Source organism: Rhizobium leguminosarum, assembly GCF_001679785.1.
GTDB lineage: Bacteria > Pseudomonadota > Alphaproteobacteria > Rhizobiales > Rhizobiaceae > Rhizobium > Rhizobium leguminosarum_R.
Window position 1 is genome coordinate 260,141 of the sequence record NZ_CP016290.1, and the last position, 24,884, is coordinate 285,024.

The 24,884-nt window shown below is 61.5% G+C and carries 21 protein-coding genes and 3 pseudogenes; 9 read left to right on the forward strand and 15 right to left on the reverse strand.

Annotation, left to right across the window (positions count from 1 at the left end; translation table 11 throughout):
- Positions 1-104: 104 nt before the first annotated feature.
- Positions 105-419, reverse strand: coding sequence for a hypothetical protein (locus BA011_RS35720; RefSeq protein WP_065284312.1), 315 nt, complete (start codon positions 417-419; stop codon positions 105-107).
- Between the two features lie 783 nt (positions 420-1,202).
- Here BA011_RS35720 and ltrA point away from each other — a divergent pair.
- Entirely contained in the window at positions 1,203-2,696 is a 1,494-nt protein-coding gene (gene ltrA / locus BA011_RS35725) for a group II intron reverse transcriptase/maturase (RefSeq protein ID WP_065283682.1), read from the forward strand.
- A 350-nt stretch (positions 2,697-3,046) separates the two neighbouring features.
- On the forward strand, positions 3,047-3,355 hold the full coding sequence (locus BA011_RS35730; protein WP_065284313.1) for a WGR domain-containing protein: 309 nt from the start codon (positions 3,047-3,049) through the stop codon (positions 3,353-3,355).
- Positions 3,356-3,417: 62 nt separating this feature from the next.
- Here BA011_RS35730 and BA011_RS44645 read toward each other — a convergent pair whose 3' ends face one another.
- The 3 genes from BA011_RS44645 to BA011_RS35735 form a co-directional block, all read right to left on the reverse strand.
- A complete protein-coding gene (locus BA011_RS44645; RefSeq protein ID WP_167379016.1) occupies positions 3,418-3,591 on the reverse strand; it encodes a hypothetical protein in 174 nt (57 codons plus the stop codon).
- A 293-nt stretch (positions 3,592-3,884) separates the two neighbouring features.
- Positions 3,885-4,046: a hypothetical protein gene (locus tag BA011_RS44650; protein ID WP_018516739.1), complete on the reverse strand. Its 162-nt coding sequence runs from the start codon at positions 4,044-4,046 to the stop codon at positions 3,885-3,887.
- Between the two features lie 299 nt (positions 4,047-4,345).
- A complete protein-coding gene (locus tag BA011_RS35735) occupies positions 4,346-4,657 on the reverse strand; it encodes a DUF736 domain-containing protein (RefSeq protein WP_018482050.1) in 312 nt (103 codons plus the stop codon).
- Between the two features lie 452 nt (positions 4,658-5,109).
- Between BA011_RS35735 and BA011_RS44655 the strand changes: the two genes are divergently transcribed.
- Positions 5,110-5,286, forward strand: coding sequence for a hypothetical protein (locus BA011_RS44655; protein ID WP_167379017.1), 177 nt, complete (start codon positions 5,110-5,112; stop codon positions 5,284-5,286).
- A gap of 6 nt (positions 5,287-5,292) precedes the next feature.
- On the opposite strand, the gene BA011_RS35740 is transcribed toward BA011_RS44655, so the two are convergent.
- Both BA011_RS35740 and BA011_RS35745 read right to left on the reverse strand, forming a co-directional pair.
- Complete coding sequence (locus tag BA011_RS35740; protein ID WP_065284314.1) at positions 5,293-6,219, reverse strand: ArdC family protein; 927 nt, start codon at positions 6,217-6,219, stop codon at positions 5,293-5,295.
- Positions 6,220-6,515: 296 nt separating this feature from the next.
- The gene (locus BA011_RS35745) at positions 6,516-7,100 is read right to left on the reverse strand and encodes a hypothetical protein (protein ID WP_065284315.1); all 585 of its coding nucleotides are present in this window, start codon (positions 7,098-7,100) and stop codon (positions 6,516-6,518) included.
- A gap of 788 nt (positions 7,101-7,888) precedes the next feature.
- Here BA011_RS35745 and BA011_RS35750 point away from each other — a divergent pair.
- Positions 7,889-8,214 (forward strand): annotated as a pseudogene (locus tag BA011_RS35750) (integrase core domain-containing protein); the annotation flags it as partial.
- On the opposite strand, the gene BA011_RS35755 reads toward BA011_RS35750, so the two are convergent.
- The 4 genes from BA011_RS35755 to BA011_RS35770 form a co-directional block, all read right to left on the reverse strand.
- Complete coding sequence (locus tag BA011_RS35755; protein WP_065284316.1) at positions 8,211-8,405, reverse strand: hypothetical protein; 195 nt, start codon at positions 8,403-8,405, stop codon at positions 8,211-8,213. The pseudogene BA011_RS35750 and the gene BA011_RS35755 sit on opposite strands and share 4 nt — an antisense overlap.
- Positions 8,406-8,492: 87 nt before the next feature.
- Positions 8,493-10,316: a ParB N-terminal domain-containing protein gene (locus BA011_RS35760; RefSeq protein ID WP_065284317.1), complete on the reverse strand. Its 1,824-nt coding sequence runs from the start codon at positions 10,314-10,316 to the stop codon at positions 8,493-8,495.
- 506 nt (positions 10,317-10,822) lie between these two features.
- The gene (locus BA011_RS35765; RefSeq protein WP_065284461.1) at positions 10,823-15,922 is read right to left on the reverse strand and encodes a DEAD/DEAH box helicase family protein; all 5,100 of its coding nucleotides are present in this window, start codon (positions 15,920-15,922) and stop codon (positions 10,823-10,825) included.
- Between the two features lie 298 nt (positions 15,923-16,220).
- Entirely contained in the window at positions 16,221-17,252 is a 1,032-nt protein-coding gene (locus tag BA011_RS35770) for a DUF3991 and toprim domain-containing protein (protein ID WP_065284318.1), read from the reverse strand.
- A 228-nt stretch (positions 17,253-17,480) separates the two neighbouring features.
- On the opposite strand from BA011_RS35770, the gene BA011_RS44660 reads away from it, so the two are divergent.
- Positions 17,481-17,630 carry a hypothetical protein gene (locus BA011_RS44660; RefSeq protein WP_155755858.1) on the forward strand — a complete coding sequence of 50 codons (150 nt, stop codon included), beginning with the start codon at positions 17,481-17,483 and terminating at the stop codon, positions 17,628-17,630.
- A 263-nt stretch (positions 17,631-17,893) separates the two neighbouring features.
- Here the strand turns inward: BA011_RS44660 and BA011_RS46690 are convergent, their stop codons facing one another.
- The 4 genes and pseudogenes from BA011_RS46690 to BA011_RS35795 form a co-directional block, all read right to left on the reverse strand.
- Positions 17,894-18,292 (reverse strand): hypothetical protein, encoded by a 399-nt coding sequence (locus BA011_RS46690; RefSeq protein WP_420493457.1) that lies wholly within the window; start codon positions 18,290-18,292, stop codon positions 17,894-17,896.
- Positions 18,293-18,342: 50 nt separating this feature from the next.
- Positions 18,343-18,676, reverse strand: a pseudogene (locus BA011_RS45705) (aminotransferase); the annotation flags it as partial.
- Between the two features lie 29 nt (positions 18,677-18,705).
- Positions 18,706-19,470 (reverse strand): GntR family transcriptional regulator, encoded by a 765-nt coding sequence (locus BA011_RS35790; protein WP_065284321.1) that lies wholly within the window; start codon positions 19,468-19,470, stop codon positions 18,706-18,708.
- Positions 19,467-20,348, reverse strand: a complete 882-nt coding sequence (locus BA011_RS35795; protein WP_065284322.1) for an N-acetylglucosamine kinase — start codon at positions 20,346-20,348, stop codon at positions 19,467-19,469. The genes BA011_RS35790 and BA011_RS35795 overlap by 4 nt, the downstream gene beginning before the upstream one ends.
- A gap of 132 nt (positions 20,349-20,480) precedes the next feature.
- Between BA011_RS35795 and BA011_RS35800 the strand changes: the two genes are divergently transcribed.
- The 4 genes and pseudogenes from BA011_RS35800 to BA011_RS43365 all read left to right on the forward strand — a co-directional run.
- A complete protein-coding gene (locus BA011_RS35800) occupies positions 20,481-20,774 on the forward strand; it encodes a hypothetical protein (protein WP_065284323.1) in 294 nt (97 codons plus the stop codon).
- An 89-nt stretch (positions 20,775-20,863) separates the two neighbouring features.
- Positions 20,864-21,586, forward strand: a complete 723-nt coding sequence (locus tag BA011_RS35805) for a Crp/Fnr family transcriptional regulator (protein WP_065284324.1) — start codon at positions 20,864-20,866, stop codon at positions 21,584-21,586.
- 143 nt (positions 21,587-21,729) lie between these two features.
- Positions 21,730-22,941: an NADP-dependent isocitrate dehydrogenase gene (locus tag BA011_RS35810; RefSeq protein WP_065284325.1), complete on the forward strand. Its 1,212-nt coding sequence runs from the start codon at positions 21,730-21,732 to the stop codon at positions 22,939-22,941.
- Positions 22,942-23,002: 61 nt separating this feature from the next.
- Positions 23,003-23,965 (forward strand): annotated as a pseudogene (locus BA011_RS43365) (transposase); the annotation flags it as partial.
- On the opposite strand, the gene BA011_RS35825 reads toward BA011_RS43365, so the two are convergent.
- On the reverse strand, positions 23,953-24,876 hold the full coding sequence (locus BA011_RS35825; RefSeq protein WP_065284328.1) for a sugar phosphate isomerase/epimerase family protein: 924 nt from the start codon (positions 24,874-24,876) through the stop codon (positions 23,953-23,955). The pseudogene BA011_RS43365 and the gene BA011_RS35825 sit on opposite strands and share 13 nt — an antisense overlap.
- Positions 24,877-24,884 lie beyond the last annotated feature (8 nt).

The following is a 24,884-nucleotide window of genomic DNA, read 5'->3' on the forward strand; positions in this document are numbered from 1 at the left end:
CGGCAGAGCCCCCCTTTCATAGCCGCTCCGCTCGGTCGATCCGGCTGGAGCGGCTCACGCGAAAGGCAAAGACCAGAGGCGACAAGCCGCCTCTGGTCTCGACCTCAGTCGCTCGGATCGAAAGGCTCTTTGTCCTCAAGGCCGACATGCCATCGTTTGTCGGACCACCGCGACGGGAGGTAGATCTCATCACCACCGAAGTGCGCAATGATGATCTCGCTGGCCTCGTGGAACAAACCGAAATCGACCTTGTTGTCGACTGCCCAAAGCAGCGCTGAAGACAGAAACTCCCGCGAGATATCGGCGGGAAGATGCACTTCCGCATCGAAATTTCCGCGCAAGCGTTCAAGCCAATCCGGCTGTTGATCCGGCCGCTTCTGATCTTCTTCAACCACACCAGTGATTTGATGCTTTGTCATCAGAGTCTCCTTTTCGTTTTCTGACGAACGGTGTCCGCACCGTAGTCCGTGAGGGGTCAGGGACCGCGGAACGCGGCCGCCCTGCGGCGAGCGGAGGAACCGATTTTCTCTGTGCCGCTTGCGGCGTTGGGAAAATTGGAGGGGGCCGCGATGTCCTTGACGCCGGAGTGCGACCTGAAAGTCGCATGAATCTCTGTTTCGAGAGGAGAACACGTAATGTGAACTTTACGAAACCGACCGTTCCATCGGTCGTTCCCTACCCGAACATGCGAAGTTGGCAACGACTTCGTGTGGAGCTTCGGGGACAACGTAACCACCGGGTTGACCGGTCCACCGAACCGTGAGGCGAAGTGGAAACTGCCAGCACAAAGGCGGTGAGGTGCAAGGGATGAGCAATGACGACCAACACAAGTGAACTTCCGATAAACGCCGTAACAAGGAACAAGCCAAATGTGCTGATAGGCTTGAACCAAAAGGTGTGCAGCAAGGTGTGGTCCTTTCCGGTTGGACCTCCATGGACGGAAAGCTGCCGGCGAATAGGAAGGGTCCGACTGGCTCTGAGATTCATGCGGAACAGGGTAAGCCCATAGCGCTGCCGGTAACGGCAGGCGAACCGTAAGGAACGCCGTTGGTGTTGTGGGTAAAGGAAGGCGGAGAAAGCGAAGGCCCGGCTGTAATGGTCGGGATACGGGCTGCAACATCGCCCGACACGAAAGTGGGCAGACTTCCGCCCGGTCATTCATGGCGAGAGAACATGATTAATTGCTGGACGAGGAAAAGCAGATGACGGCAATCGATGCGAAAGCAGCGAATGCTGGTGCGTCCTCGCACGGAGGGCAGATGTGGGATCAGACAGACTGGTCGCAGATTGAAGCAACCGTGAAGCGACTTCAAGTGCGTATCGCCAAGGCCACTCGCGAAGGCCGAAGGGGCAAGGTAAAAGCCTTGCAACGTCTGCTGACCCGCTCGCACAACGGCAAGATGCTGGCTGTGAAGCGGGTGACGGGGAATCGCGGCAAGAAAACGCCGGGAGTGGACGGAGAAATCTGGACAACCCCCGTGGCCAGATGGAAGGGAGTAATGTCGTTGCGGCATCACGGCTACCGTACGATGCCGTTGCGACGCGTTTATATTCCCAAGAGTAACGGCAAGAAGCGCCCGCTCGGGATACCCCGTATGCTATGCCGCGCGATGCAAGCCTTATGGAAGCTTGCGCTGGAACCAGTGACGGAGACCTTGGCGGACCCGAATTCCTATGGATTTCGGCCCAAACGCTCGACAGCCGACGCCATTGAGCAGTGCTTCATCACGTTGGCAAGGCGAAAGTCCGCCACGTGGATTCTAGAGGGCGATATCAAAAGCTGTTTCGATGAAATCAGCCATGATTACATCCTCGAGCATATGCCTATGGACAAGGCGATCCTGCGGAAGTGGCTTCAAGCTGGCTACATTGAAGAGGGAACTCTGTTCGAGACGCGGGCGGGAACCCCGCAAGGGGGCGTGATTTCGCCCACAATCGCTAACAGAGTGTTGGACGGGCTTGAGGCCGCAGTCGATGCAAGCGTGGGATCGTCGAAATCCACGTACCGAAAAGCCAAACCCCACGTCATCCGTTATGCCGACGACTTTATTGTAACCAGTGCATCGAAAGAAGTGCTGGAACACAAGGTCTTGCCGGCGATCAGGAAATACCTGGCTGTTCGCGGACTGGAACTCTCGGACGAGAAAACCAGAATCACGAACATTGCGGATGGTTTCGATTTTCTGGGCCAGAATGTGCGAAAGTACAACGGCAAACTCCTCATCACGCCGTCCAAACACAGCGTCAAGGCGCTGCTGGATAAGGTCCGGAGAATCATCAAAGGCAACGCTGCCATCGCGCAGGAGGGATTGATACGAATGCTGAACCCGATCATGCGGGGATGGGCGATGTATCACCGCCATGTCGTGGCGAAGGCGACCTTCTCTTCGATAGACTTCTACATCTGGCGCATGCTCTGGAGATGGGCGTGCAGACGACACCCCAACAAAGGAGCACGGTGGATCAGGAGAAGGTATTTCCGGGTCAACGGTAGCCAATCATGGGATTTCAACACGGCAGACGCCAAGTATGGGCTTGTCCGCGCGGCGGCTGTCTCAGTCAAGAGGCACGCCAAAATCCCGGCGTTGGCGAGCCCGTTCGATCCCACATGGGATGCCTACTTCGACCGCCGTCAGAACGCGAAACATACCGCCGGGGAGCCCGGTGTCACAACGTGGCGCTGGAGAATGGCTTGAGCCGGGTGCGAAGTGATCCGCACGCCCGGTTCTTAGGGGGCGGCGGGGCAGCAATGCCCCGCTGCTACCCGACACGGCGGGTGCAAAATGGGACGTCAGAGAGAGATAGAACCGCGTCCTGAAGGGACGCGACCGCTTGCCATCTCCGATGGCGAGGGGAGGCTCCGGCTGTCTCCGGACAATGAGATTTCGCAGGGGCATGCTTCTTGCTGCGAGAGGATCGTAACCCGGCTGGGCGGAGCCCGCATGCGGGCTCCGGTCGCGGTGCGACCAGAGCCGTGCGCCATCAGCGCCTCGCCCAAGCCCCATTCTTCACGAAAATGAATCGGTCGCATCTGTAGGATTCACATATGTCGTTGGACGTAGCGGCGCCGTGTGACGATCATGCCGGCATGATTTCGCAACCATACCAGCTCTATGTCGAACGAACGGATCCAGCCAAGAACATGGCGCGGTATTATGCCATGGAGATCGAGCAGACGATGTTCGGAGAGGCCTGCCTGACCCGGCGATGGGGACGGATCGGCAAGCGTGGACAGGAAAAACAGCATGTGTTCGAACGGGAGGAGGAAGCGGTTCGCTTGTTCCTTGAGCTCGTGAAGCAAAAACGTGGTCGCGGCTATCGGCCAAAAACAACCTGCCGATATTCGCCGAGCTGACGATGATTGTGTTCCGCGTTCCAGCTGGTAGAGGAGGGGTCGCTGAAGCGGCCCACGGCGTGTTATTCGCGCCGGTTCCAGTCGGTCTCGAACGACGCCTCGATCTCGACGAAGAACGGAATCTTGATGGCCAGTTTCAGGCCGAGTTTCCCCTTGCGGAAGTAGTGACAGATCACCTTGCCGAGGGTGCGGGGCCGACGGCCGGTGGCGGTGAGGAACTGAGCGAGCTGTTGCACGGTATTTTCTCCTTTCGAAATGCGGATATCGCGGGGATAGGCCGCATGGCGGACAAGGAGGGACGCACCTGAAAGGCCGAAACGAGAGTGAAGAACCTGCCAGCGCCAAGAATCTGGCACGCGAGGAGCCGCAATGCGGCGGGGAAAATTCTGGCGCCGGCAGGTTGCGGGCGACGGACGGGATGCAGCATCCCCGATGTCGATGACGGTAGATCGAAAGGAGAGTCGCAGCGGATCGCCCCTCTCGGGATCCTGGATGCCGGCGGTCCCCCGGTGCTGGTGGTATGCCGCCCTCAGAAGGGCGGCTCGGCGTCGATGGAACCGTCCTGTTCGCCAAGCATCATGATCAGCTCGGCCTGGGCGATTTCGAGCTCGGCTTCGATCTCGCGGCGCTCGGCGGGCTCGATGCAGGCGTTCAGCTCGGCGCGCAGTTCTTCGATTTGTTGTTCGATCATCGTCATCTCCTTGATGTTTGAGAAAGATGACGCCCGCCGGCGTGGCGGTGGGTCAGGGTCAAGGATCGCGCATGCGACCGCCAGCGGCGGTGAGTGGGGGAGCCGAAATGCGCCGGCATTTTGGGGGAACCGCTCGTCCTTGAGGCTGTCCCGGCTCCAGGGCACGATGGGCCCGATATGAGCAGACCCCCACCTCTCCGTATGGCACCCTAAAAGTCGGCCGCGGGCTCGACGCCCGTTGCCGGCTTTCTCAAAGCGGCCAGTTGGCCCCGCCTCGGTGGCGGGGCCTTGTTGGGATCTCAATCCCGATTGGGGCGGGACCAGATCAACTGGTAGCCGTCCTCGCCTTCGACCTCGGAGAGCGTTGCGTAGATCGGGGCGGGGAAGCTCGGGTCGTCCAGCTTGACCGAGAGATAGTCGCGGTCGCTCTCGCCGGAGCGCTTCTGCCAAGCCGCACCCAACTCGACATTGCCGGCGTAGATGCGGAAGTGCGGGCCCTTGTCGGAGGGGCTGTCGACGCGGGCGATGCGGGCCTTGACATTGAGTGCGAGGGTGCGGATCGAGCCGGTGAAGCCGTTTTCGTTTGCGGTGAAAGTGCCGATGGTAGCCATTGTCTGTTCCTTTCGGTTGTTTCGGGCCGCGCCCTTCGCGGCCTCGATGGCTGTCGTAAAGATCGGGGACGATCGGACCGCACCTGGAAGGCCGTAATGAAAATGGAGGGCGGTCGGGAGGAACTTTGTTGTCGCGCGAGGAATGCGAACGCAGTTCGCAGGGGAAGAAAGTTGCGGACGGCCGTTGCGGGAGAACGATCGAGGCGAAGCCGGTCTCCGATCAGACATGCCTCATCGAGCCCGCGGAGGGCGTGGCCTATGACAGCGGTGGAAGGAACTTGGTCATGGCCCTCGCCGTACGTTGTCCCGGCAGAACGGCCCGGCCGCGAAGCCGTTCCCCAGTCTCTAAAGCATAGCGTCGGCTTCGGATGCGACAAACTCGGCCGTCCGGGCAGTTGTCTCCTCTCATCAACGCAATATTGTCGGGCCGCGATTCGGCGCCTGGAGGATCTATGCGTCAGCAGACAAAGCCGTTTACCGTCGAAATCAAGCAGTCCCGAAAGCTGAAAGCCAACGATCGGAAACCATCGATCTGGGGGAGGCTGGACCTCACGTCCGATGAGCATGCGCTTGCGGAGAGAAAGCCGAAAGAGCTGTCGGTCGTTGCGGGTGACAACGACCGACCTTGACGTCTCCTACGCGGCCGCTCTCTCGTCGGCCTGAATGGGCTGGAGACCGTGCAGGAAGGCGACAGCACGCTGGGCATGCGCCGCGGCTCGGAAGATAGTCCGCTTGTCGTCAGATAGAACCTTCAGCCACGAGTCCAGGTAAGACGCATGGTCCGGCCGTGGCTCCAGCTCCGGTGCGATCCCGAGATCGGCGCATAGGAAGCAACTCCCGAGCTCCGCAATCAGCTCTTCGCGAGCCCGCTCGGTCTTGTCCTTCGTATAGTGGCTAAGATCGCGATCGACGCGATCGGGGCGCGCAGTCCAATGGCAACTTTCGTGACTGAGCGTGGCCACGTAGGACGCCGCGTCTCGGAATGTCTCGAACGGCGGCATCTGGATGTGGTCCGTGATAGGCGAATAATAGGCCTGCGCGCCACCATGCCGAATGACAGCGCCCGTGTTGCGGAAAAAGCGATCGGCGTGCTCGATGTGCTCGATCGCATCGAGCACCGGGGTCGGTGGGTGATGATAGTGTTCGGGCAGCCCATCGATCTGCTCGACATTGAAGACCGTGTATGCTTTCAGGAACGGGATCTCCCGGTCGACTTCTCCACCATTGCCGTCCGCCTCGGACTTGGTGAAGCGGCTGGCGAAGACGACGGTTGAACCGGTCTCGCCCTTTCGCACCGCCGCCCCCAGTTCAAGCGCCTGCTTGAAGGTCATCCACATGGGTGAAGTGAAGCCGCGCGCCATCCCCTCCGACCATAACAAGAGAATGTTCATGCCCGAATAGGGCTGACCGTTGTGGCGCAGCGGCCGGGTAATCCGGCCATTGGTGTTGGCCGCGTGCCATGGCTTCATCCAGGGTTTTACGCCCTTTTCAAGGTCGGTGACGATCCTATCCGTGATCCGCGCATAGATGTCGGCGCGTTCGCCTTCGGCTTTCCTGCTCATGTCCTTATCCTTCGTTTGAGGCCGCGCCATCGCGACCCCGTCGCGGAGGTCCGAAGGCAGGAGCGATCAGGCGGCTCGCGGCACCGGAACGGCCAGAACGGAGTGGAGGACGGCGAAGCCGTTGCGGCTGACCGCCGGCTCCTGCAGGACCGCCGACCGGGACGGGGCCGGCGTGGCGGGCAGGGTCCTTGTCCTTCCTTTCCTCCCCCTGACATGGAAAAGGCCGGTCCCAAAGGAACCGGCCCGAGAATTAAGAGAGAGGGAAATGGGCGAGCCGAAGCTCCGCCAAACGCTGCTCAACCGAGAGCCGCCAGCTGCGCCTCGGCCGCCTTGCGGTCGAGCGAGTGGCCTGGATTATCGACTGGGCGGTCGAAAGGCTTCCAGGCTTCGCCGATGACTTGGCCGTAGGCTGCGACGGCACCCTCAGCGGCCATCCGCAGCGCGTGGGACTGAATGCCCATGTCGGCCGCGAACTCGCGTTTTCGCTGGGCGGCGCTATCGTAGCCGACCGGGCCATCGAGATCCTCGTCACGGGCATCGTTTGCCGACTTGGCGGTGGCGTCTCGCGCCTCGGAGACTGCCCGGCTGTAGAACTGGCCGGCTCCGTGCGCCGAGCCGACATAGGCTCCGACGATGCGCTGGAGATGGATCTGCATCGCCTTCTCGCCGAGGCCGTTCGAGAGGCTGTCGGCGGTTTCGATTATCAGGCGCTCGTGGAGTTCACGGATGCCATCGCTGTCGACCACCGCGGTCCCGAAACTCTCGGCGATCAGCATTGCCTGCGCGGTGTCCGGGCAAGTGAACCTCACCATTTCGAGGGTGGCGCCCTTGCGGAGCGGCACGACGCGGGCTGCGGATCGAGTCGTTACGGGCTTGGCCATGGGATCTTCCTTTCGTGGTTTCCACCGAAGCGGCTCCGGCCCCTGCCGGTCTGCCCTTCGATGCGGTCGACAGGAACCGGCTGAGGACGGGCGCTTTCACAGGTCCGGGACGGCTGGAAGAGCGAAACGGGTTTGCGGACAAGCGGGGGTAAAGCCCTGCGAAGGGCGCGAACCCGTTTTGCGAGGAAGGCTGCACCGGCCGCTCCGCGGCGCGCCAGCGGCCTTGAAACGACCGGCCGCCGGTTCAGACCGCAGCGAAAACGAAGGGCCGACCGGCGGGAGCCGGGCTATGACTCCGAAACCCCGGGGAGAGAACCCCTTGCGACCGACAGCCCGCATTCCTCCTCCAGCTCGGATCAGCCGCCACGAAAGCCCGCGCTCCGGTTGGGCTCACGCCGCCACACCGTCCCGAGTCATCGCCGGGGGCCATACACATTGTGGCTATCGTCGACTCCTGGCGTTCGAGTTTGCGAGCCAGGAGCGGCGATTTCCCGTCCGCCGCTGGAAGATGAGCCGCTCGACGTGATTCTGAAACAGCTGTTCCTTGGCCGGACGCGACTCGCCCGACGGTGCGAGTGGACCTTGGCGTTCTCAGTAACCGTGATGCGCTCGGCCCGACCCCTGATCTGCCGGCTAATGCAATCGATATGGCGGCTTGTCTCTCGCCGCGCCGTCACCATGCCGGGCAGAAGAAGACCCGACCTAACTGCGGTCACGCCTATCCCTCCGCCCGAAACGCGGATGACTTGATACACGATCTTCTAGCGCCGCAAGCAACCCCAGCATTCGTGCAAACCTTGGAACGGGTGTGCCGGAACGTCGGCTATCGGAAGACGATCCGGGTCGACGGGGGACGGAGTTCGTATCCCGCGATCTTGACCTTTGGGCCTACGCCAAGGGGGTGACCTTGGACTTCTCACGCCCAGGCAAGCCGACCGATAATGCGTTCATTGAAGCGTTCAATGGCCGCTTCCGCGCGGAATGTCTGAACCAGCATTGGTTCCTGACACTTGCGGATGCGCGCGAAAAGATGGAGGATCGGCGTAGATACTACAACGAAGAACGGCCTCGTGGTGCAATCGGCAATAAGGTACCGATCTCGCTGATGAATTAGGCAGGCGCAACCAGTTCCAGTCCCAAATGGACTAACACAACGTGGCAGGTCAGCGGATCAGCCGCCCTTGCTGTAGGGGCTTTCCCTGCGGCGAGCTTCTTCCTTTGGCGTTCGGGCGGGCGAGGCGTGCCGTCGCCCCAGGCGACGATCGAGCCGCTCGGGGCGAGCTCATAAACCAAAGACGCAGACATCTTCGTTCTCCTGTTTTGAGTGTGGAAACAAAGCCGCCGCCGGTGATGGCCGGCGGCGATATCGGTCGAAATGAAGTGAGGAGATTGCTACTCGGCGGCGATCCCGTAAGCGGTCTCGAGGCCATTGGCGCTGGCGTCAGCGTCGGCTTCGTCCAACTCTTCGTGCTCGGCGTCTGCCGCGTTGCCGTCGTCCTCGGCTTCCGGAACACGCGGATTGGCCTCCGCTTCGTCCTCGACCGACGGCTCAGCCTCATCAACGGCGCCGTCCTCGATGCCGCCGACCGGCCCGTCGGCGGGGGCTTCGCCGTCCTCGCCACCATGTTCCATGTTCTTGGCAAGCCACTCGGCCAGCTTCGCGTCATCGGGCGCGAAGAGGGCAGACTGATGCACGAAGCGCTCTTCCTTGAAGTGCTCGACAAGGGCAGCGCGGGTGTCCCGGACGCGCGGGCAGGGAACGACACTCGTGCCGCCGCAGGACGCTTCCAATGCCGGGCGAGAGAGGCACGTGAGGAACTCCTCCGTGCCCATGTTCGGAAGATAAGCGTCGGCACCGATGGCATCGCCGGCGACCCGGACAACGACGCCGCTATCCGAACGATTGGTGCGGGCCGACAGCGCGTCGATCAGGGTCAACCTCGCCACGACGCGAAGCGTATCCATGTCGAACTCCAGCTTGCCGCTTTCACCGATCAGCCGGACGACGTGCCGGGCGAACCGCCTGGACCCATAGAGATGCCCGGAGACTTCGGAGCCGGAGTCGACCGAGACGTTCTGCCCGGCAAACGCAAGCACCAGCATTGCCATGAGCGTATCGTCCTCGATCGGAGCCCGTGCCAGCGCCTCGTGCAGCGCGCCGGTGCGGAAATCGCCGATCATGTCGATGCCGTTTCGGGTCACGTCCGGCCGGGTCTTGGCTGAAACGTTGATGGCCTCGTTTCCGTCCTCGCCGCCGGGCGCGGTCGGATCGCCCTTGCCTTTCGCTTGTCTGGCTTCCGGCATCCGAAAATGGGCAGACTGCACCTTGCCCTCACGATCGAGAAACATGGCGGTGCAATCGCCCTTGCCGGGCTTGCCATAGATACGCTCCGCCTTCGGCGGCAGTTGCGGCTGGCCCCAATTGTTGACCTCGACGATGGCGCCCTTCTTCGGGAGATTGCTGCTCATCCACTCCTGCTGCGCACCGAGGAATGCTTCGACGTTCGTCGTGTAGAGGTTATCCTCGTCGGCGGGTCCGAACAGGTCTTCCGCCCACTCGATGCCATAGGCCTGGCGAAGATCGTCGCCGAAACTCGCATCGCGCGCAAACATGCGGGTCTTGGTGAGGCCGTTTGCGATCGCCCACCAGGATGCTGTGTCACCCTTCTTCGGCTTGTGGGCCTTCCAGACTTCCTTCTGCTCGTCGAGCGACGCCGCGGAAATCGTGCGAAGCTGCTGCTCGTTCGGCATGTCGCCCTTGGCCATGTGGGCGAGCATCGCCGGCAGGACGTTGGCGAGCAGTCGAAGCTTGCGGATCTGTCTGACCGGCAATGCCAGCGCAATCGCGATCGCCTCCTCGGTCCAGCCGAGAGCAACGAGGCGCTCGATGCCGCGCCATTGGTCGACTGGGTTGAGCGGTTCGCGCGCGATGTTTTCGATCATCGAGCGCATGGCGCCGTTGTCGTTGGCCGCCTCGACGACGATGACATCGATTTCCTCGATGCCGGCGGCGATGGCCATGCGGGTGCGTCGGTGGCCGGCTTCGATGACATAGCCGTTGCCGCCAGTTTCCGCAAAAATCACGGGCGGCTGGATCACGCCGACCGCCTTGATGGTCGCAAGCAGCAGCGCGTCGGCCTGGGGCGTCGACTTCGACTGGCGCGTATTGTCGGGATTGTCCTTCAGCGCACGCGGATCGACCTTCATGAGTTGCATGGGAGTGTTCCTTTTCGGGGATGCGGACGCGGCCCTCTGCCGGTCCTTCCTGTCCTCATTTTTTCCTGAAGACACCTCCCGGACCGCAAAGCGGCCCGACCGGCGCAACTGCGGGCGAGCGGCCCTGCCGCGAAGGATAAGCGGGGCTAACAGCCTTGCGAAGGACGAGTGGCCGGGATGCGTAGGCCGCGGTTGAGCGCCAGCGGCGACGGGAGGACCGATCTGCGACCGGTTTCCTTTCACCCTCCTTTCCTGTTTTTTCAGACGGGCGATCCCATGCGAAGGTCAGAATTCGGGTTGAGCGGGAACAAAAAAATGGGCCGTCGGAAGAACCGAGGCCCATGAAGTGTGAAGGTTATTTAACCTCCAGAGGGGAACAGCTGTTGCGGCGGCACTGGGAGGAGACCGCCATGTGCATCAGCTGTGTGCACTATGATCATTTTTTGATCAGATGGAAAACATTTATTGTGCAATGCACCTATGCACATGCTGCACTGCTTCCAAAATCAGGCTGCCTCCCTGGCAGAGGCCCCTGCCTCGCGCGCCTCGGCCGCGAGTTCCGCCTCAACCTCCCGGAACTGGCGACGTTTTTCGGCCAGTTCCCCCGCGAAGGCAAAGTCACCACCCTGACGCGACTGGTAGGAGCCCAGGCGGCGACGCGCCTCACCCAGCCGCTGGCGATAGCGTTCCCGCTCGCCTTCGAAGTCGTCGAGCCGGTGCTCTAGGCGGGAGACGGCGCCGAGTGGCGTCACTGTCACGGCCAGATCGATCTCGTAGTCCGCGCCCGTGCGCTGGAGCATGGTGGTGTAGCGATAGCCGTCAGACCTGCCGAACCGCTCGCCATCATAGACGAGATCGAAGCCGCCAACGGAGGCGATGACGATCTCGCCCTCCTGCTGCAGTTGAACGAGAGTGAGAATTTCCTTCATCAGCGCACGGCCGGCATCCTTTCGCTCGTCGTATGACGCACCCGTGACGGTCATTGTGAAAGCCTCTCCCGCAGTCGGAATTAGCCGCTCGATGTCCTTGCCAATCTCGGCGAGCCGCCGGATTGATACCTCGATGTCGCGTTCGGCGTCCCGGACCTGCCGGCGCACCGCGAACAGGTCGTCATCATGGGCAGCGCGTAGCCGCTCGAGACGAGCGATGTCGGCTTCGAGACCAGCCTTCTGCATCAGGCGCTCGTCGCCCGAGGCAATCGCCTTGGCCATGGCGAACTGGTTGGCCTGGCCGTCACCGAGATCGTCCAGCCGACGGATCGAGGTGTCGCCGGATAAAGCCGCGGCAATGAAGCGGGCCTTGCGCTCATTGTTCTGCCACATGGCAGCATCAAGTGACCCTTGCGTGGCGTAGGCGAAGATATCGACGACATCATGCTGATTGCCTTGGCGGACGATGCGGCCCTCACGCTGCTCGATCTGCGACGGCAGCCACGGCACATCGAGGTGATGCAGCGCCTTCAACCTGAGCTGGGCGTTGACGCCGGTGCCCATGGTCTCAGACGAGCCGATCAGGAAGCGAACCTTGCCCGAACGGACGTCACCGAACAGACGTTGCTTGGCCTCGGTCTTCTTAAAGTCCTGCATGAACGCGATTTCCGACGCGGGCACGCCCAGGCGGATCAATTCGTCGCGAATCCAGCGGTAAGCGGAAAAGCCACGCGTCTTCTCGACATTGATGGTGCCGAGATCGGAGAAGATCATCTGGGCGGCGCCCGGCAGTTCATGGGGCTTGCCGCCCGGACGAAGATAGGTGTTTTCGCTCGTTTCCTTCCAGATGCAAAAGGCGTTCTCGATGAGGAGATTGAGCTTGTTGTCCGGCTCGTTTTCGTTTGCCGGAATGACCAGGCGCAGGTCGATCGCCGCGTGGCGGCCGTCGGTGATGACGGACAGCAGGATATCGTCGCCGGGTTGAGCCGGCCCCTCCCGCATCTCGATCGCCTTGATGCGGCTGTCGAGGATTTGCTGATAGAGTTTGAAGGCCGCCGTCGGCTGCGCCGTGAGGATCTGCCGCCGACCGGTCGAGAGGTCCGGAACCTTGACATATTGCTTCAAGTCCTCCGGCATCACCACGTCGGCGAACGAGCGGAACATGGCGATCAGTTCCGGCACGTTGACGAAGCTCGCAAACCGGCTCACCGGCTTGTATTTGCCGGACGGCTGGATTTCCAGTTCAGTCGTCGTGTCGCCAAAGGTCGAGGCCCAGGCGTCGAATTCGTGAAGCCCACGTTCGCGGAGCGCCTCGTGGCCGAGCAGGCGCTGGATCGAGAACATCTCACCGAGCGTGTTGGTGATTGGCGTGCCGGAGGCCAGAACCAGCGCGCGGCCGGGATTCTTGGTCTCGATATAGCGGGACTTGACATAGAGGTCCCAGGCCCGCTGCGACCCGTTCGGGTCGATGCCTTTCAGTGTCGACATATTGGTCGCAAAAGAGAGTTTGCGGAATTCCTGCGCCTCGTCGACAATGATCTGATCGACGCCGATTTCCGAGATCGTGAGAAGGTCGTCCTTGCGGGTTGAGAGCGCTTCCAACCGCTCTTGCAAACCTTCCTTCAGGCGCTCGAGCCGCTTGCGCGACACCCGATCCTCACTGTCCGCCATGGTCAGCAGATCCTCGTAGAGCTCGAGCTCGTCATGGATCATTTGCCTCTCGAACGCCGACGGCACGGCGATGAAGCTGAAAGCGGAATGGGTGATGATAACAGCATCCCAGGTGGCGGTGGCGGCTCGCGACAGGAACCGTGCCCGCTTGTCCTTGGTGAAGTTGGTCTCGTCGGCGACGAGAATGCGGGCATTCGGATAGAGAGCGAGGAACTCGCGCGCCGCCTGTGCGAGGCAATGGCCCGGCACGACCAGCATCGCCTTGGCGATCAGGCCGAGACGGCGCTGCTCCATGATTGCGGCGGCCATCGTCATCGTCTTGCCGGCGCCGACGGCGTGAGCGAGATAGGTGGAGCCTGCAGAAATAATCCGCCAGATGCCGCGCTTCTGGTGCCCATACAAAACAAAGGCGCCAGAGGCGCCGGGCAGCTTCAGATGGGAGCCGTCGAATTTTCGCGGCGCGATGTTGTTGAAGCGGTCATTATAGACGCGCACAAGCCGGTCGGTGCGGTCGGGGTCAGTCCAGACCCAATTCTCAAAAGCTTCCTTGATCTTTTGCAGCTTGTCGCGGGCTGCTTCCGTGTCGACGACATTCAGAACGCGACGTTCACCGCCAAAGTCCTTGAACACGTCGAAGATCTGCGGCACCCGGCTGTTCAGCGCATCCGCCAACAATTCACCGGCGTGACGGCGGCTCGTGCCCCATTCGGAGGTTCCAGCGGCGTTGTAGCCAAGCTGTCGCGCCTCCACCGTCCATGACCCAAGCTCCGGCAGGTGGTGGATCCGAATGTCGGCATCCATCGTCTCCCTGACGAAGACGACGACATCGGCAGCCGGGATCCATGGCGCGCCGAGACGGGCGGTGATATCCGACGGCCGGAGGTCGGCAGGCTGGACGTCCTGCAGCGCTCGGACATTGCGCTCGTATACTGGATCGAGCGACGCGGCTGCCTCGGCGACCGTGAGCTTGGTGCGGACCGAACCGGAGAGATAGGCGTCTGACGTCAGCCAGGAGCCATCGGCGGGATCGCGGAAGATGGCGTCACCGAGTTCGTCGATCACAGCATCCGGATCACGGTGCAGCAGTTCGGCAGTATGGTCGGGATCAACGCGGCCACGCTCGTTGAGAACGACGGCGAGCGCGTCGGCTGCCGAGGTTATGACCGGCGCCGCGGGCGGCGAGATCACCCGCTCGGTGAAGATCGGCCCAGGCTTCGCCGTATCGGTTTCGAGATCGTAGTCCTCGATCGACGCCACCAGCCAGCAATCGGGATCGTCGAGGAACGGCTGGAGATTCGGCCGGCGATGGGTTTCGCGGAGTTCGCCCGTTTCATCATCCTCAGAAATCGAAACCGTCGTATGGTTGATCGGCCCGAAGTCCCGGACGAAGCTCGACCAGGCGATGCGCAGCCGAACCTGCAGATCCCGCCACGGCTGATCGCGTTCCTGCGCGTTCAGCACCTCGCGCACGGCGTCGCGGATCGGGATCAGCTTCTTGATGATCCGGACATGCTTTTCGGACAGGCCCTCGCCGGTGCGGCCCTTGCGAACCTGGATCGAGACGGGAACGCCGTCGACCATCTGCATCGGGCCGTGCCTGACGTCGATGAAGAAGCTGCCTTCGCGAACCCTGTCGTTGCTGGGGCGGAGATCGACCATCTCGCCCAGTTCCCATTCCAGATCGATGTCGATCTGCGACGGCTCGCCGTCATACTGCCCCTCGGGAAGGAGCTTGATCACCTCTTCCAGCGCCGTTTCGAGATCCTCGCTGGGTCGGGGCAGGCATGTATAGCTGTCCCCATAGGGGCCGGAGGTCAGGGCATGCTTGCCAAGAACGAAGTCAGGATGCCGCGCGAACCAGTGGTTCACGCGGATCGCCCCCTCGTCGGATGTCGCAGGACGCACCTCCTCCAGATCGAGCCACGACAGCTCGCCCTCCGGCTCGGCGATCCGGCGCTTGCGGAAGAACAGGATGTCCACCACTACGTCCGTGCCGGCATCTGCCCGGAAGCTGCCCTCGGGCAGGCGGACGGCGGCGATCAGATCGGCGGATCTGGCGATGTGCTGGCGGGCCGTCGCGTCCGTCTTGTCCATCGTGCCCGAACTCGTGACGAAAGCGGCGAGCGCGCCGGGCTTCAAAAGATCGATCGACCGGGCGATGAAGTAGTCGTGCAGCCGCAGACCGAGCGGACGGTACTGCCGATCCGAGCGAACGGTTCGATCGGAGAAGGGCGGATTGCCGATCGCGAGATCATAGATCACGTTGAGATCGGTGCGCGCGAAGTCGGCGTTGATGATGCGCGCCTTCGGCTGAAGAAGCCGGACAATCCGCGCCGTCACCGGATCGAGTTCGATGCCGGTGACATAGCTTGTGTCGCGGAGCGCCGTTGGCATCAGCGCCGGAAACAGGCCCGTGCCGATTCCCGGCTCCAGCACGCGGCCCCCGCGCCATCCGAGCCGCCGCAAGCCCGCCCAGATCGCCCGGACGATGAACTCGGGAGTGAAGTGAGCATATTGGGTGCAACGCGCGAGCGAAGCATAGTCGGCATCGGTGACGGCGCTTTCCAGCGAACTGCCGAGGTCATCCCAGCCTTCCCGGAAATCGACTTCGCCTGGACGCCGGAACATGCCGTTCGCGAGTTCCGATGCGCCAAAACCGGTGAAGCGGATCAGCTTCGCCTGCTCGTCACGGATGGCGGGTCGATCCTGCTTTTCGATTTCGTTGGCGGTCAGGATGGCTGCAAGATTCGCCTTCGCTCTTTGCTTCCAGTCGATCGCAAGTCCACGATCGCCATCCTCGAGATAGAAGTTAGCGCACGCGCCCTGTCTCCGCGGTGCCGGCCGCTTCGCAGCTGGCGGATGCAATGCCCGCGTCGGGGAGAGCGGCGGCGGATCGGGATCGTCGTCGTTGGCGGCGAAACCGCCAAACGCGGTGACGCCCAAGCCAAGCCCGGACGACAATGCGCTGCTGCCTGATATATCGAGGGTGAAGGGATCGTTGGACATGGAAAACTCCTTTTCGAGGATGTGCGTCATCGCCCACGGGACAGGTCCCGCGGCTGCGAAGGCGGATGAAAGTGAGGTGAGGGATGGACCTGGTTTCGGCTGCAGCGATCGCGAGCTACAAGCGCGTGATTACGGAGACCTGCATGGTTTCCGGCGTAAACTGCGCCCGCAGGTGCGTCGCTTGCGGGTTTGTGGAAAGCAGTGCTTCCAGGTGGTTGCGGGAGAGGGGATCATCTGCGGCTCCTTACGCGTCTTCGAACTGATGTGCGGCGCCGTCCTCTCGACCTCGCCATCTTCTTCAGTTCTCCATGACCCCTTGCCTGCCGCCGGCATCGCGACCGGCCGGGTCAAGGGCCGGCTCAGCCGGGCGAAGCCTCCCTTGACGCGGGCGGCGGGAATGCGGCACGCCTCTTTCTTTTCGTTCCCTCATTTCCTTCTCCCTGATCTTCAGGGTCTCGTTCCAGTCCTCTTCGTGCGGGCGCAGCCGCGACCAGTCGCAGCCGGCATCCTCGGCAAGCGCCCGCAACCGCTCGGCAAACAGATCGCCTTGTGCATTGGCGTCCGTCGCAGCGACCAGCCGGGCATCCTGTCGGGAGGCCAAGTCCCACATCGCGGCCTGCGTGGCCGGCGACCACCCGCCGCCGGTGCTGAGATAGAGCGTGCCTTCCCGCATCCCCTCGATCGCCGCGAGACTCATGGCATCGATCGCTGCTTCCGTGACGGCCAGGCGCAACGCAGTAACCGACCCGAGACGGAAGAGAGCCTTACTTCCGCCAGAGGAGAAGCCCCGGTATTGCGGCCCTCGTGCCTCCCAGCCGGTCACAACTCCGGTCTTGTCCGTATGAGCTGCCCATATGCTGCCATGCGGGCCTTCTCGAAGAAGGCCGCCTTTGATCGCGGTGCGGAGTAAAGGCGACGGCAGGCAACGCTCACCATTGAGGTAACGCCATGTCGACGATCCTGGCCATGGGCGGCGGCGCGCCTGCCAACGATCGGGGAGGGAGAGGTCGTATCCTCCTCCATCAGGCTCCAACGGCTGCCACTCCGGCTCGGTGATCGTGAACCCCACGAGATCCGCGACCCTTTCGGCGCCTTCGCGAAATCCGACATGATCGAGATGCTCGACAAGCCCGAACACATCGCCTTTCGCATCACTGAGCGGATCGAACCATCCACGCCCTTCATGCGTGACGATGATGATTTCACCGCCACGGCGAAACTTGATCGCCCGCCGGGTGCTTTCCTTGATGTCGATGGCGAAGCTCGCCTTTTCGAGAACGGCCGCGCAACTGACCCGTTCGCGGAGCGCTTCTATGTCCCTTCTCTTCATTTTATTTCCGATCGCCCGGCGATCGGCCCTCGTTGCCCGTCCCTGCCCGTCGTTTCGCGGACACTTCCTCCCGCCGCGAAGAGCAAAGGCTGCAAGGGCGCGGCCGGCAATTGTCGGATCATGCAATGATCTGCCCGGTCGCGGCGAAGCCTCCCTTGCGGCATGCGGCTCGCAAGCGGCACGCCAAAGGCAAGGCCGCCTCCAATGAGCCGGCCAGGGAAAGAATTCATGGACGATCTCAAGGTCGTCGTCGGCATCGATCTCGGCAGAGGGAAAGACGCTGTATTCACCGTCGACTTCAAAGACGGTGACCGGACCATGAGGTCATGGGAGCTGGAAGGAGCGGCACTGTGTGCGGGAAAGACCGAGCGGCTTTAGAGAGGCTCCAGCGGGAGCCGGCCAATTCCCGCTCGATGGCTCCTCAAAGGCGTGGGACCTTTCAGCGGGGAAACCGCGGATTGGTTTGCTTTCCTGGCCACCTCGGTTCAGCTACGTTCCGCACCGACCGCAGGAGCCATTGTCTCCGTGTTTTCAAAACCGATGGCGCGACCTTGCTGCGCCTGACGTCGCCAAAAACGGTGCATTTACAAGCAGCATGCAAGGTAAGGTGAAAGCGTCCGGCGCCCGCCACCATGATGCGATCAGTCTGATCGCGTGAGCTTCATTTTCTCGAGCGCCTGTTCCACCGAGTCGGCGTTGAGCGAAATAACCGCACGCTCCACGCACGCCTGAATTTCAGCGGTATCCTTTCCCTCGATCAACGCTATATCAGCCACAGTCCAGCCTCTCGATATCCAATGGAGACAGGTTCGTTCAAACGGCGAGAGCATTGCTATCTTCATGACGCGCTGGTCCCACTCAGCTAAAGCCCAGCCGGTTTCCGAGCGGAAAAAATCGACCATAAGATTGGAGAACCTGTGCAAATTTGATCCAAGATCACCATGCCTGCTTGCCTCGAAAACCTTTAGTCCACCTATCCAGCTCGACTTCAACTCAAACTCGGGGGTCAACACCACGAGATCTGCGTCGTCTTCAGGCACAAGCCGACCTTTGTGCTCAGCATGCTCATGGCCTTTGCGGGTTCCGCAAGCGGAAGCTTATTCGTCAGAGCGATCGACGCGGCCATTGCGCGCGTGGCTGCCTTGGGAAGGCGGCCCGCGACCAAGTTGGGCTCGAGACCGTAGATTGAAGCGAGTGACAGCGGAATCGAAGCGACGGCAATTTCGCGCTTAGCTCGATTGAATATTTCAGGGACATGGCGGCGTGGTCGGACAAGCCGCACGCGACTGTGACGACGAATGTGGAGTCCTCAAAGCCGCTCCAGTGGCAGCGAAGTCTTTCGCTAAGCGATCGAGCAATCTGGCCGCAGCTTCTGGAATTTCGTCGATCTCACGGCGCATGTTCGCTTGCACGGTGGCCTGCATGATAGGATCCTGTCTTGTAAGAAGAGCCGTCAGTTTTCGAGAAAGGTGAGCTCGCTGACAAAACCTCCGGCATCGCCTCGAAAAAGTGAGCGGGTGAATTCGATCGCACGGCCCGAAGCAAGATAGGCAACGCGCTTTGTCAAAAGACCAGCCGTTCCAATCGCCACGCCAAGCAAGGAGGCGTCCGGATCTTCGATGTTGGATGCGAAAGTGCGCTGGATCGCACGAACGGGTCTAAAGTTTGCGTCCGGGAGTGTGTTGCAGATAGAAGAGGTAACGGTACGAGCGTGGGGCAGGAACTCCGAGGAAATGCATGTGCGTTCGATCGCAAGCGGCTGGCCCGCCGAGCTCCGCAAGCAGGTGATGCGCACGACGTGACTGTCGCTTGACAGGCCGAGTGTCATCATCTCCTCTGGTGCGGGATGAGACGTGCTGCGCTCGATGCACTCGACTTTCGTGTCCGATCCACGCCAGGAAATGTTACCCGTCAAAGAGTTCGCGCATAACGGAGGCTGATCTGCGTGGACCGCCGATCCGCCAACGAAGGTTCCTGAGCCGCGGCGACGGACCAGAAAGCCGTCTTGGACGAGATGGTCGATTGCTTTGCGGACCGTTACACGGCTAACGCAGACATGTTCAGCGAGGTCTCGTTCGGGATAAAGAACGTCGCCCTCTTTGAGTTTACCCGACAGGATCGCCTTTTCAAGCGCCAGGCGAAGCCTTTGATAGAGCGGACCGGCGCCCTTGATGTCTGTGCCCCATCCTGGAAGCATGGCCGCAAGCCTGTCACTCATTCGATCGCTTTCAGATGCCCGAAGCGCGACACAGCCAGGGCCACGGCCCCGGTCAGTGCATCGCCTTCGGGCGTTGCCAATAGACTTTGATGCCGTGCAGCGATCCAGGACGAATACAGCGGCCCCAATCCCCCGAGCAGGCAAATCTTCCGCGTTCCTCGAGCGACTAGACGATCAAGTGCTTCGTCAACTGAAACAGCGGCTTCTTGCAACAGGCGCGCGGCGACGGCATCACCCTGTTTGATGTGCTCGAATACGCGCGGCGCATAGCGACCAAAGGCGCCGGGCTTTGCCTGCCGCGCAAACTCGACGATATTGCGTGGGTCATTCTTGAATTCCGCAAGGACGGAGGCGGTCATCGCGGACATGTCATGGATGCCGTCATATGCGAGCAGCGTTTCTTGCAAAAGCGCATGTCCAATACGAGCGCCGCTGCCGAGGTCGCCCACAGTAAAGCCCCATCCGCCGGTGTAGGTCACCGTATCGCAGTGGCGGGAGATGTAGATCGTCCCTGTTCCTAAAATGGCGACGGCTCCGTCTTTATCGCCAAGCGCGCCTTGTAGCGCAATCAGCCCGTCTGACTCGATGTCCGCCTCGGCGAAGGGTAGCCTGTTTCTCACGTAGTGAACGGCCTCGCCGACATTATTGCCCGCGACCCCAAGAACTGCACGCGCCGAGGCGATGCTACGCGCATTGATGCCAGCTGCGTAGAAAGCCGCGCGGGTCGCACTGGCAATGTTGTCGAGCGCCGTATCCGGATCGGAGAGAATGTTGGCTGGCCCGGCTTGAGCCCGCGCAAGGATACTCCCGTTCGCACCGGCGACTGCAGCACGGCAGCTGGTGCCACCGCCGTCGATTCCGATTAGGTAGACAGTCATCCGCCCGTTCCTTCAGGAGGTCATCTGACACAACGTCGATCGCGTTCGGGCCGCACCAGCTGCGCGCACTGCGTTAGTACGTACGTCGCACAAACATACTGGACTGTCAACTGGAAACCGGCTAGAGAGAGTATGGGCGACCCAGCTGAAGGAACCCGTAATGCCTTCGACCTGAACCCTTTCCCCGTCGCGAGTAACCGTCATACAATTTGGGAAATGGTCGTGCGCAAACAGGTCGGCGGCTTCGTCGCCCAGGATTGGAAGATCTTTGCTCCGTCGTTCAAGTTTGAAGGATTCTGCGGGACGGCCTCGTGTCGAGGCAGGCGCTTCCAAAAACAGCCATGGCACCGAAACTTTGATCTGGATCAACTCGCGGTCCCGGCGAAATTGGTAATCATCAAGCCGCGCCGGAAGAAATCGGGTTAGCCGAACCCGCAATCGCGGCGTAATCGTCTGGGGTATGCCCAGCATGCGCAGCCACATCCGGCACACGCGGATTTTGAAGGGATCAGGACATGGACGTTGCACGCAGTAAGGCTTCCGACGCCGGCACTCCCGTCGCTTGCGCTTCCTGCCAGGCGCGGCACGGCGTCGTCTGCGGTGCGCTGTCGAGCAGCCAGCTCCGCGAACTCGACCGCCAGTCGCTGCGCCGCAAGTTCGAGGCCGGCAGCGAGATCATCGCTCAAGGGTCGGAAAGCTCTTTCTATTCGAACATCATGCGCGGGGTGGTGAAACTCTGTAAGGTGATGCCGGACGGGCGCCAGCAGATCGTCGACCTGCAATTCGCCCCCGATTTCGTCGGCAGGCCCTTCGTACGCGAAAGTATGCTGTCGGCTGAGGCTGCGACCGATGCCGAAATCTGCGTCTTCCCGCGCGACCTGCTCGACCGCATGATATCGGAGACGCGGAAGCTGCGGCGCAGCCTGCACGAGCAGGCGCTGAAGGAGCTGGATGCCGCGCGCGAATGGATGCTGACGCTCGGCCGGCGCACCGCCGAGGAGAAGGTCGCAAGCCTGCTCCACCTCATCGCCACCCACGCCGAACCGCAGACCGCCACGACCACCGCTTTCGACCTGCCGCTGTCCCGCGCCGAGATCGCCGATTTGCTCGGTCTGACCATTGAAACCGTCAGCCGCCAGATGACCAGGCTGCGCAAGAGCGGCGTCATTCGCATCGAGAAGTTTCGACATATCATCGTCCCCGACATGGATGAACTGGAGCGGATGATCAGCGCATAGAACGGGATCATCTGCCGAATTCGGAATCAGCGCGTGATCACGACGCGGGTATTGGCGAGGCCAGCCTGTGACGCCAGCAGCGCTCCTCATCATATCACCCACCCGGGACCCCGTCCCCATTCAAGCTCGAACGAGGCAGATACATGAACAAGATCAAGGTCGCCAATCCCGTCGCCGATCTCGACGGCGATGAAATGACGCGCATCATCTGGCAGCTCATCAAGGATAAGCTGATCCATCCGTATCTTGACCTCGACATCGACTATTTCGACCTCTCCGTCGAAAACCGCGACGCCACCAACGACCAGGTCACCGTCGATGCCGCCAACGCCATCAAGAAGTACGGCGTCGGCATCAAGTGCGCGACGATCACGCCGGATGAAGCCCGCGTCAAGGAATTCAACCTCAAGGAAATGTGGAAGAGCCCGAACGGCACGATCCGCAACATTCTCGGCGGCGTCATCTTCCGCGAGCCGATCATCTGCAAGAACGTGCCGCGCCTGGTTCCCGGCTGGACCAAGCCGATCGTCGTCGGCCGCCACGCCTTCGGCGACCAGTACCGCGCCACCGATTTCAAGTTCCCCGGCAAGGGCAAGCTGACGATCAAATTCGTCGGCGAGGACGGCACCGTCATCGAGAAGGAAGTCTTCAACGCACCGGGCGCCGGCGTCGCCATGGCCATGTACAACCTCGACGAATCGATCCGCGAATTCGCTCGCGCCTCGATGATGTACGGCCTGATGCGCAAGTGGCCGGTCTATCTGTCGACCAAGAACACCATCCTCAAGGCCTATGACGGCCGCTTCAAGGACATCTTCGAGGAAGTCTACGAGGCCGAATTCAAGGATCAGTTCAAGGAAGCCGGCATCACCTACGAACACCGCCTGATCGACGACATGGTCGCCTCGGCGCTCAAGTGGTCGGGCGGCTACGTCTGGGCCTGCAAGAACTACGACGGCGACGTCCAGTCCGACACCGTCGCCCAGGGCTTCGGCTCGCTCGGCCTGATGACCTCGGTTCTGCTGACGCCCGACGGCAAGACGGTCGAAGCCGAAGCCGCTCACGGCACGGTCACCCGTCACTACCGCCAGCATCAGAAGGGCCAGGAAACCTCGACGAACTCGATCGCCTCGATCTTCGCCTGGACCCGCGGCCTGGCGCATCGCGCCAAGCTCGACGACAATGCCGAGCTCGCCCGCTTTGCCGCGACGCTCGAAAAGGTCTGCGTCGACACCGTCGAATCCGGTTTCATGACCAAGGACCTGGCGCGGCTGATCGGCCCCGACCAGCCATGCCTCTCGACCACCGCCTTCCTCGACAAGGTCGACCAGAACCTGCAGAAGGCCATGGCGTAAGCCGGCCTTTCCAAGATAACATCGAAGCGGCGGGGATTTCCCCGCCGTCAGATTGCTGCGAGTGTTCGACGCCCCGACGCTCAGCCCAGAATCGCCGCCGCCGTTACAACGATACATCGGTTGCCCAGGAGATCTTCGATCACATCGTCGAACAGGCGATCGGCCACGGGCTGGTCGACGGCACGGTGCGTTACGCGGATTCGACCCATCTGGAGGCCAATGCTAACAAGGGCAAATACGATCTTGCGATGGTCGAGAAGTCGCGCGCCGACTACTGGACCGATCTGGATGCGGCGATCGAGGCCGAACGCAAGCTGCGCGGCCAGAAGCCCTTGAAGGACAAGGAACGCCGGCCGGAGGTGAAGAAGACCAAGGTCTCGCGCAGCGATCCAGACAGCGGCTATATGGTGCGTGACGGCAAGCCGAACGGCTTCTTCTCTCTCGATCATCGCACGGTGGACGGCAAGCTCGCCATCATCACCGATACTTATGTCACGCCGGCCATGTCCACGACTCGATCGTCTATCTCTCAAGGCTCGACCGGCAGCAGACCCGTTTTGGCTTCGATGTCGGCGCGGACGGGCTGGATGCCGGCTATGCTACACCGGGCATCGCCAAGGACCTGGAAGACCGGCAGATCCTTGGCGTCACAGGCTGTCGCAATCCCACTCCGCCCAAGCCCGTCATGATGCGCAAGTCGACGTTCGTCTTCGAACCCGAGACCGATGGCTATCGCTGCCCCGAAGGCCAGTTGCTGACCTATTCGACGACTGACCGCAACGGTTACCGGCATTACACATCCGACCCGGCCATCTGCGCCAATTGCCCGCTGTTGGCCTCCTGCACCTCGAATGCCAAGGCACTCCGCACCGTCACCCGCCATGTCTGGGCCGATGCCCGCGAACGCACTGACGGCCATCGTTTCACCGCCTGTGGCAAGGCAGTCTACAAGAGGCGCAAAGAGACGGTCGAACGATCCTTTGCCGACGCCAAGCAGCTTCATGGTAATCGCTATGGGCGGTTCCTCGCGCGCGCCTCGGCGATCATCTCCTCGAGCCTGACGGCAACGCTGTGCGCGCGGCGATAGTAGGCAGATTCTGGAATCCCATACCGGTCCATTGGTGTCTCGAAGTTGAGCGGCGTCTGGTAAGGAGTTGCTGCGATCGCCGAGATGATGGTGTGCCAATCCAACCGGCCGTCGAATGGCAAGAGATGGTTATCCATTGCTCCGAAATTGTCGTGAATGTGAGTAGCGATGAGGCGATCCGCGAAGCGCTCAAGCACGCTGAGCTTGCCTGGCTCGATCAGTTCCCAGTGGCCACAATCGAAGCAGACGCCGATGAACTCCTTGCCGTATCGAGCGAACAATCGATCATAGAGGTTGAGGAAATTCTGGGCGTTGGCGCAAAGGAGAGTTTCCGCGGCAATCTGGACGCCCTTTTCGACGCAGTAGGACCTGATTTCGTCGAGAGACTGGTAAAGGGGGTCGAAGAACGCTCGTTCGGCGGCTTCGCTGCCGAAGACGTTGTCGTTGATATCTATGTGCAGAACAATATTTGGGGACTGGAACGCGGCCGCCAGGTCGACACGGTTACGCAACAGCTCGACTCCGCTGCGGCGTTGCCATTCATGCGGCGACAGGAAGTCCTTGCGCGTCTCCATCGCGAAAGGGCCAGGGTTTTTGTGGCCGATCTCGGTGATAGGATTGCGGCCATTGCTGCCATGAACCGAGTGCACTTTCAGCCCAGCATCGGCCACAATCCTGCTTGTAAACTCGATCTCGGCGTCGGCCAGCCAGTACGAACTGCCGGAGTCGGGATTCCAGTTGATGTGTGTGAAGCCAGCTTCCTTGATGAGGGTGAGCGAGTTGCGAATGCCTTCGTCGTACCAACGCTCCTGGTGCGGCCAATGCCAGACGGTGATGCAGGTATCCAATGGATAGT

Bases quoted from the DNA above. Each gene is read 5' to 3' on its own strand.
- BA011_RS35795 (WP_065284322.1), bottom strand. From the start codon at position 20,348: ATGACTGTCTACCTAATCGGAATCGACGGCGGTGGCACCAGCTGCCGT.
- BA011_RS35760 (WP_065284317.1), bottom strand. From the start codon at position 10,316: ATGCAACTCATGAAGGTCGATCCGCGTGCGCTGAAGGACAATCCCGAC.
- BA011_RS35745 (WP_065284315.1), bottom strand. From the start codon at position 7,100: ATGGCCAAGCCCGTAACGACTCGATCCGCAGCCCGCGTCGTGCCGCTC.
- BA011_RS35735 (WP_018482050.1), bottom strand. From the start codon at position 4,657: ATGGCTACCATCGGCACTTTCACCGCAAACGAAAACGGCTTCACCGGC.
- BA011_RS44660 (WP_155755858.1), top strand. From the start codon at position 17,481: ATGGACGATCTCAAGGTCGTCGTCGGCATCGATCTCGGCAGAGGGAAA.
- BA011_RS35765 (WP_065284461.1), bottom strand. From the start codon at position 15,922: ATGTCCAACGATCCCTTCACCCTCGATATATCAGGCAGCAGCGCATTG.
- BA011_RS35740 (WP_065284314.1), bottom strand. From the start codon at position 6,219: ATGAGCAGGAAAGCCGAAGGCGAACGCGCCGACATCTATGCGCGGATC.
- BA011_RS35790 (WP_065284321.1), bottom strand. From the start codon at position 19,470: ATGAGTGACAGGCTTGCGGCCATGCTTCCAGGATGGGGCACAGACATC.
- BA011_RS35770 (WP_065284318.1), bottom strand. From the start codon at position 17,252: ATGAAGAGAAGGGACATAGAAGCGCTCCGCGAACGGGTCAGTTGCGCG.
- ltrA (WP_065283682.1), top strand. From the start codon at position 1,203: ATGACGGCAATCGATGCGAAAGCAGCGAATGCTGGTGCGTCCTCGCAC.
- BA011_RS35730 (WP_065284313.1), top strand. From the start codon at position 3,047: ATGTCGTTGGACGTAGCGGCGCCGTGTGACGATCATGCCGGCATGATT.
- BA011_RS35755 (WP_065284316.1), bottom strand. From the start codon at position 8,405: ATGTCTGCGTCTTTGGTTTATGAGCTCGCCCCGAGCGGCTCGATCGTC.
- BA011_RS35805 (WP_065284324.1), top strand. From the start codon at position 20,864: ATGGACGTTGCACGCAGTAAGGCTTCCGACGCCGGCACTCCCGTCGCT.
- BA011_RS44655 (WP_167379017.1), top strand. From the start codon at position 5,110: ATGCGTCAGCAGACAAAGCCGTTTACCGTCGAAATCAAGCAGTCCCGA.
- BA011_RS44650 (WP_018516739.1), bottom strand. From the start codon at position 4,046: ATGATCGAACAACAAATCGAAGAACTGCGCGCCGAGCTGAACGCCTGC.
- BA011_RS35810 (WP_065284325.1), top strand. From the start codon at position 21,730: ATGAACAAGATCAAGGTCGCCAATCCCGTCGCCGATCTCGACGGCGAT.
- BA011_RS35800 (WP_065284323.1), top strand. From the start codon at position 20,481: ATGGGCGACCCAGCTGAAGGAACCCGTAATGCCTTCGACCTGAACCCT.
- BA011_RS35720 (WP_065284312.1), bottom strand. From the start codon at position 419: ATGACAAAGCATCAAATCACTGGTGTGGTTGAAGAAGATCAGAAGCGG.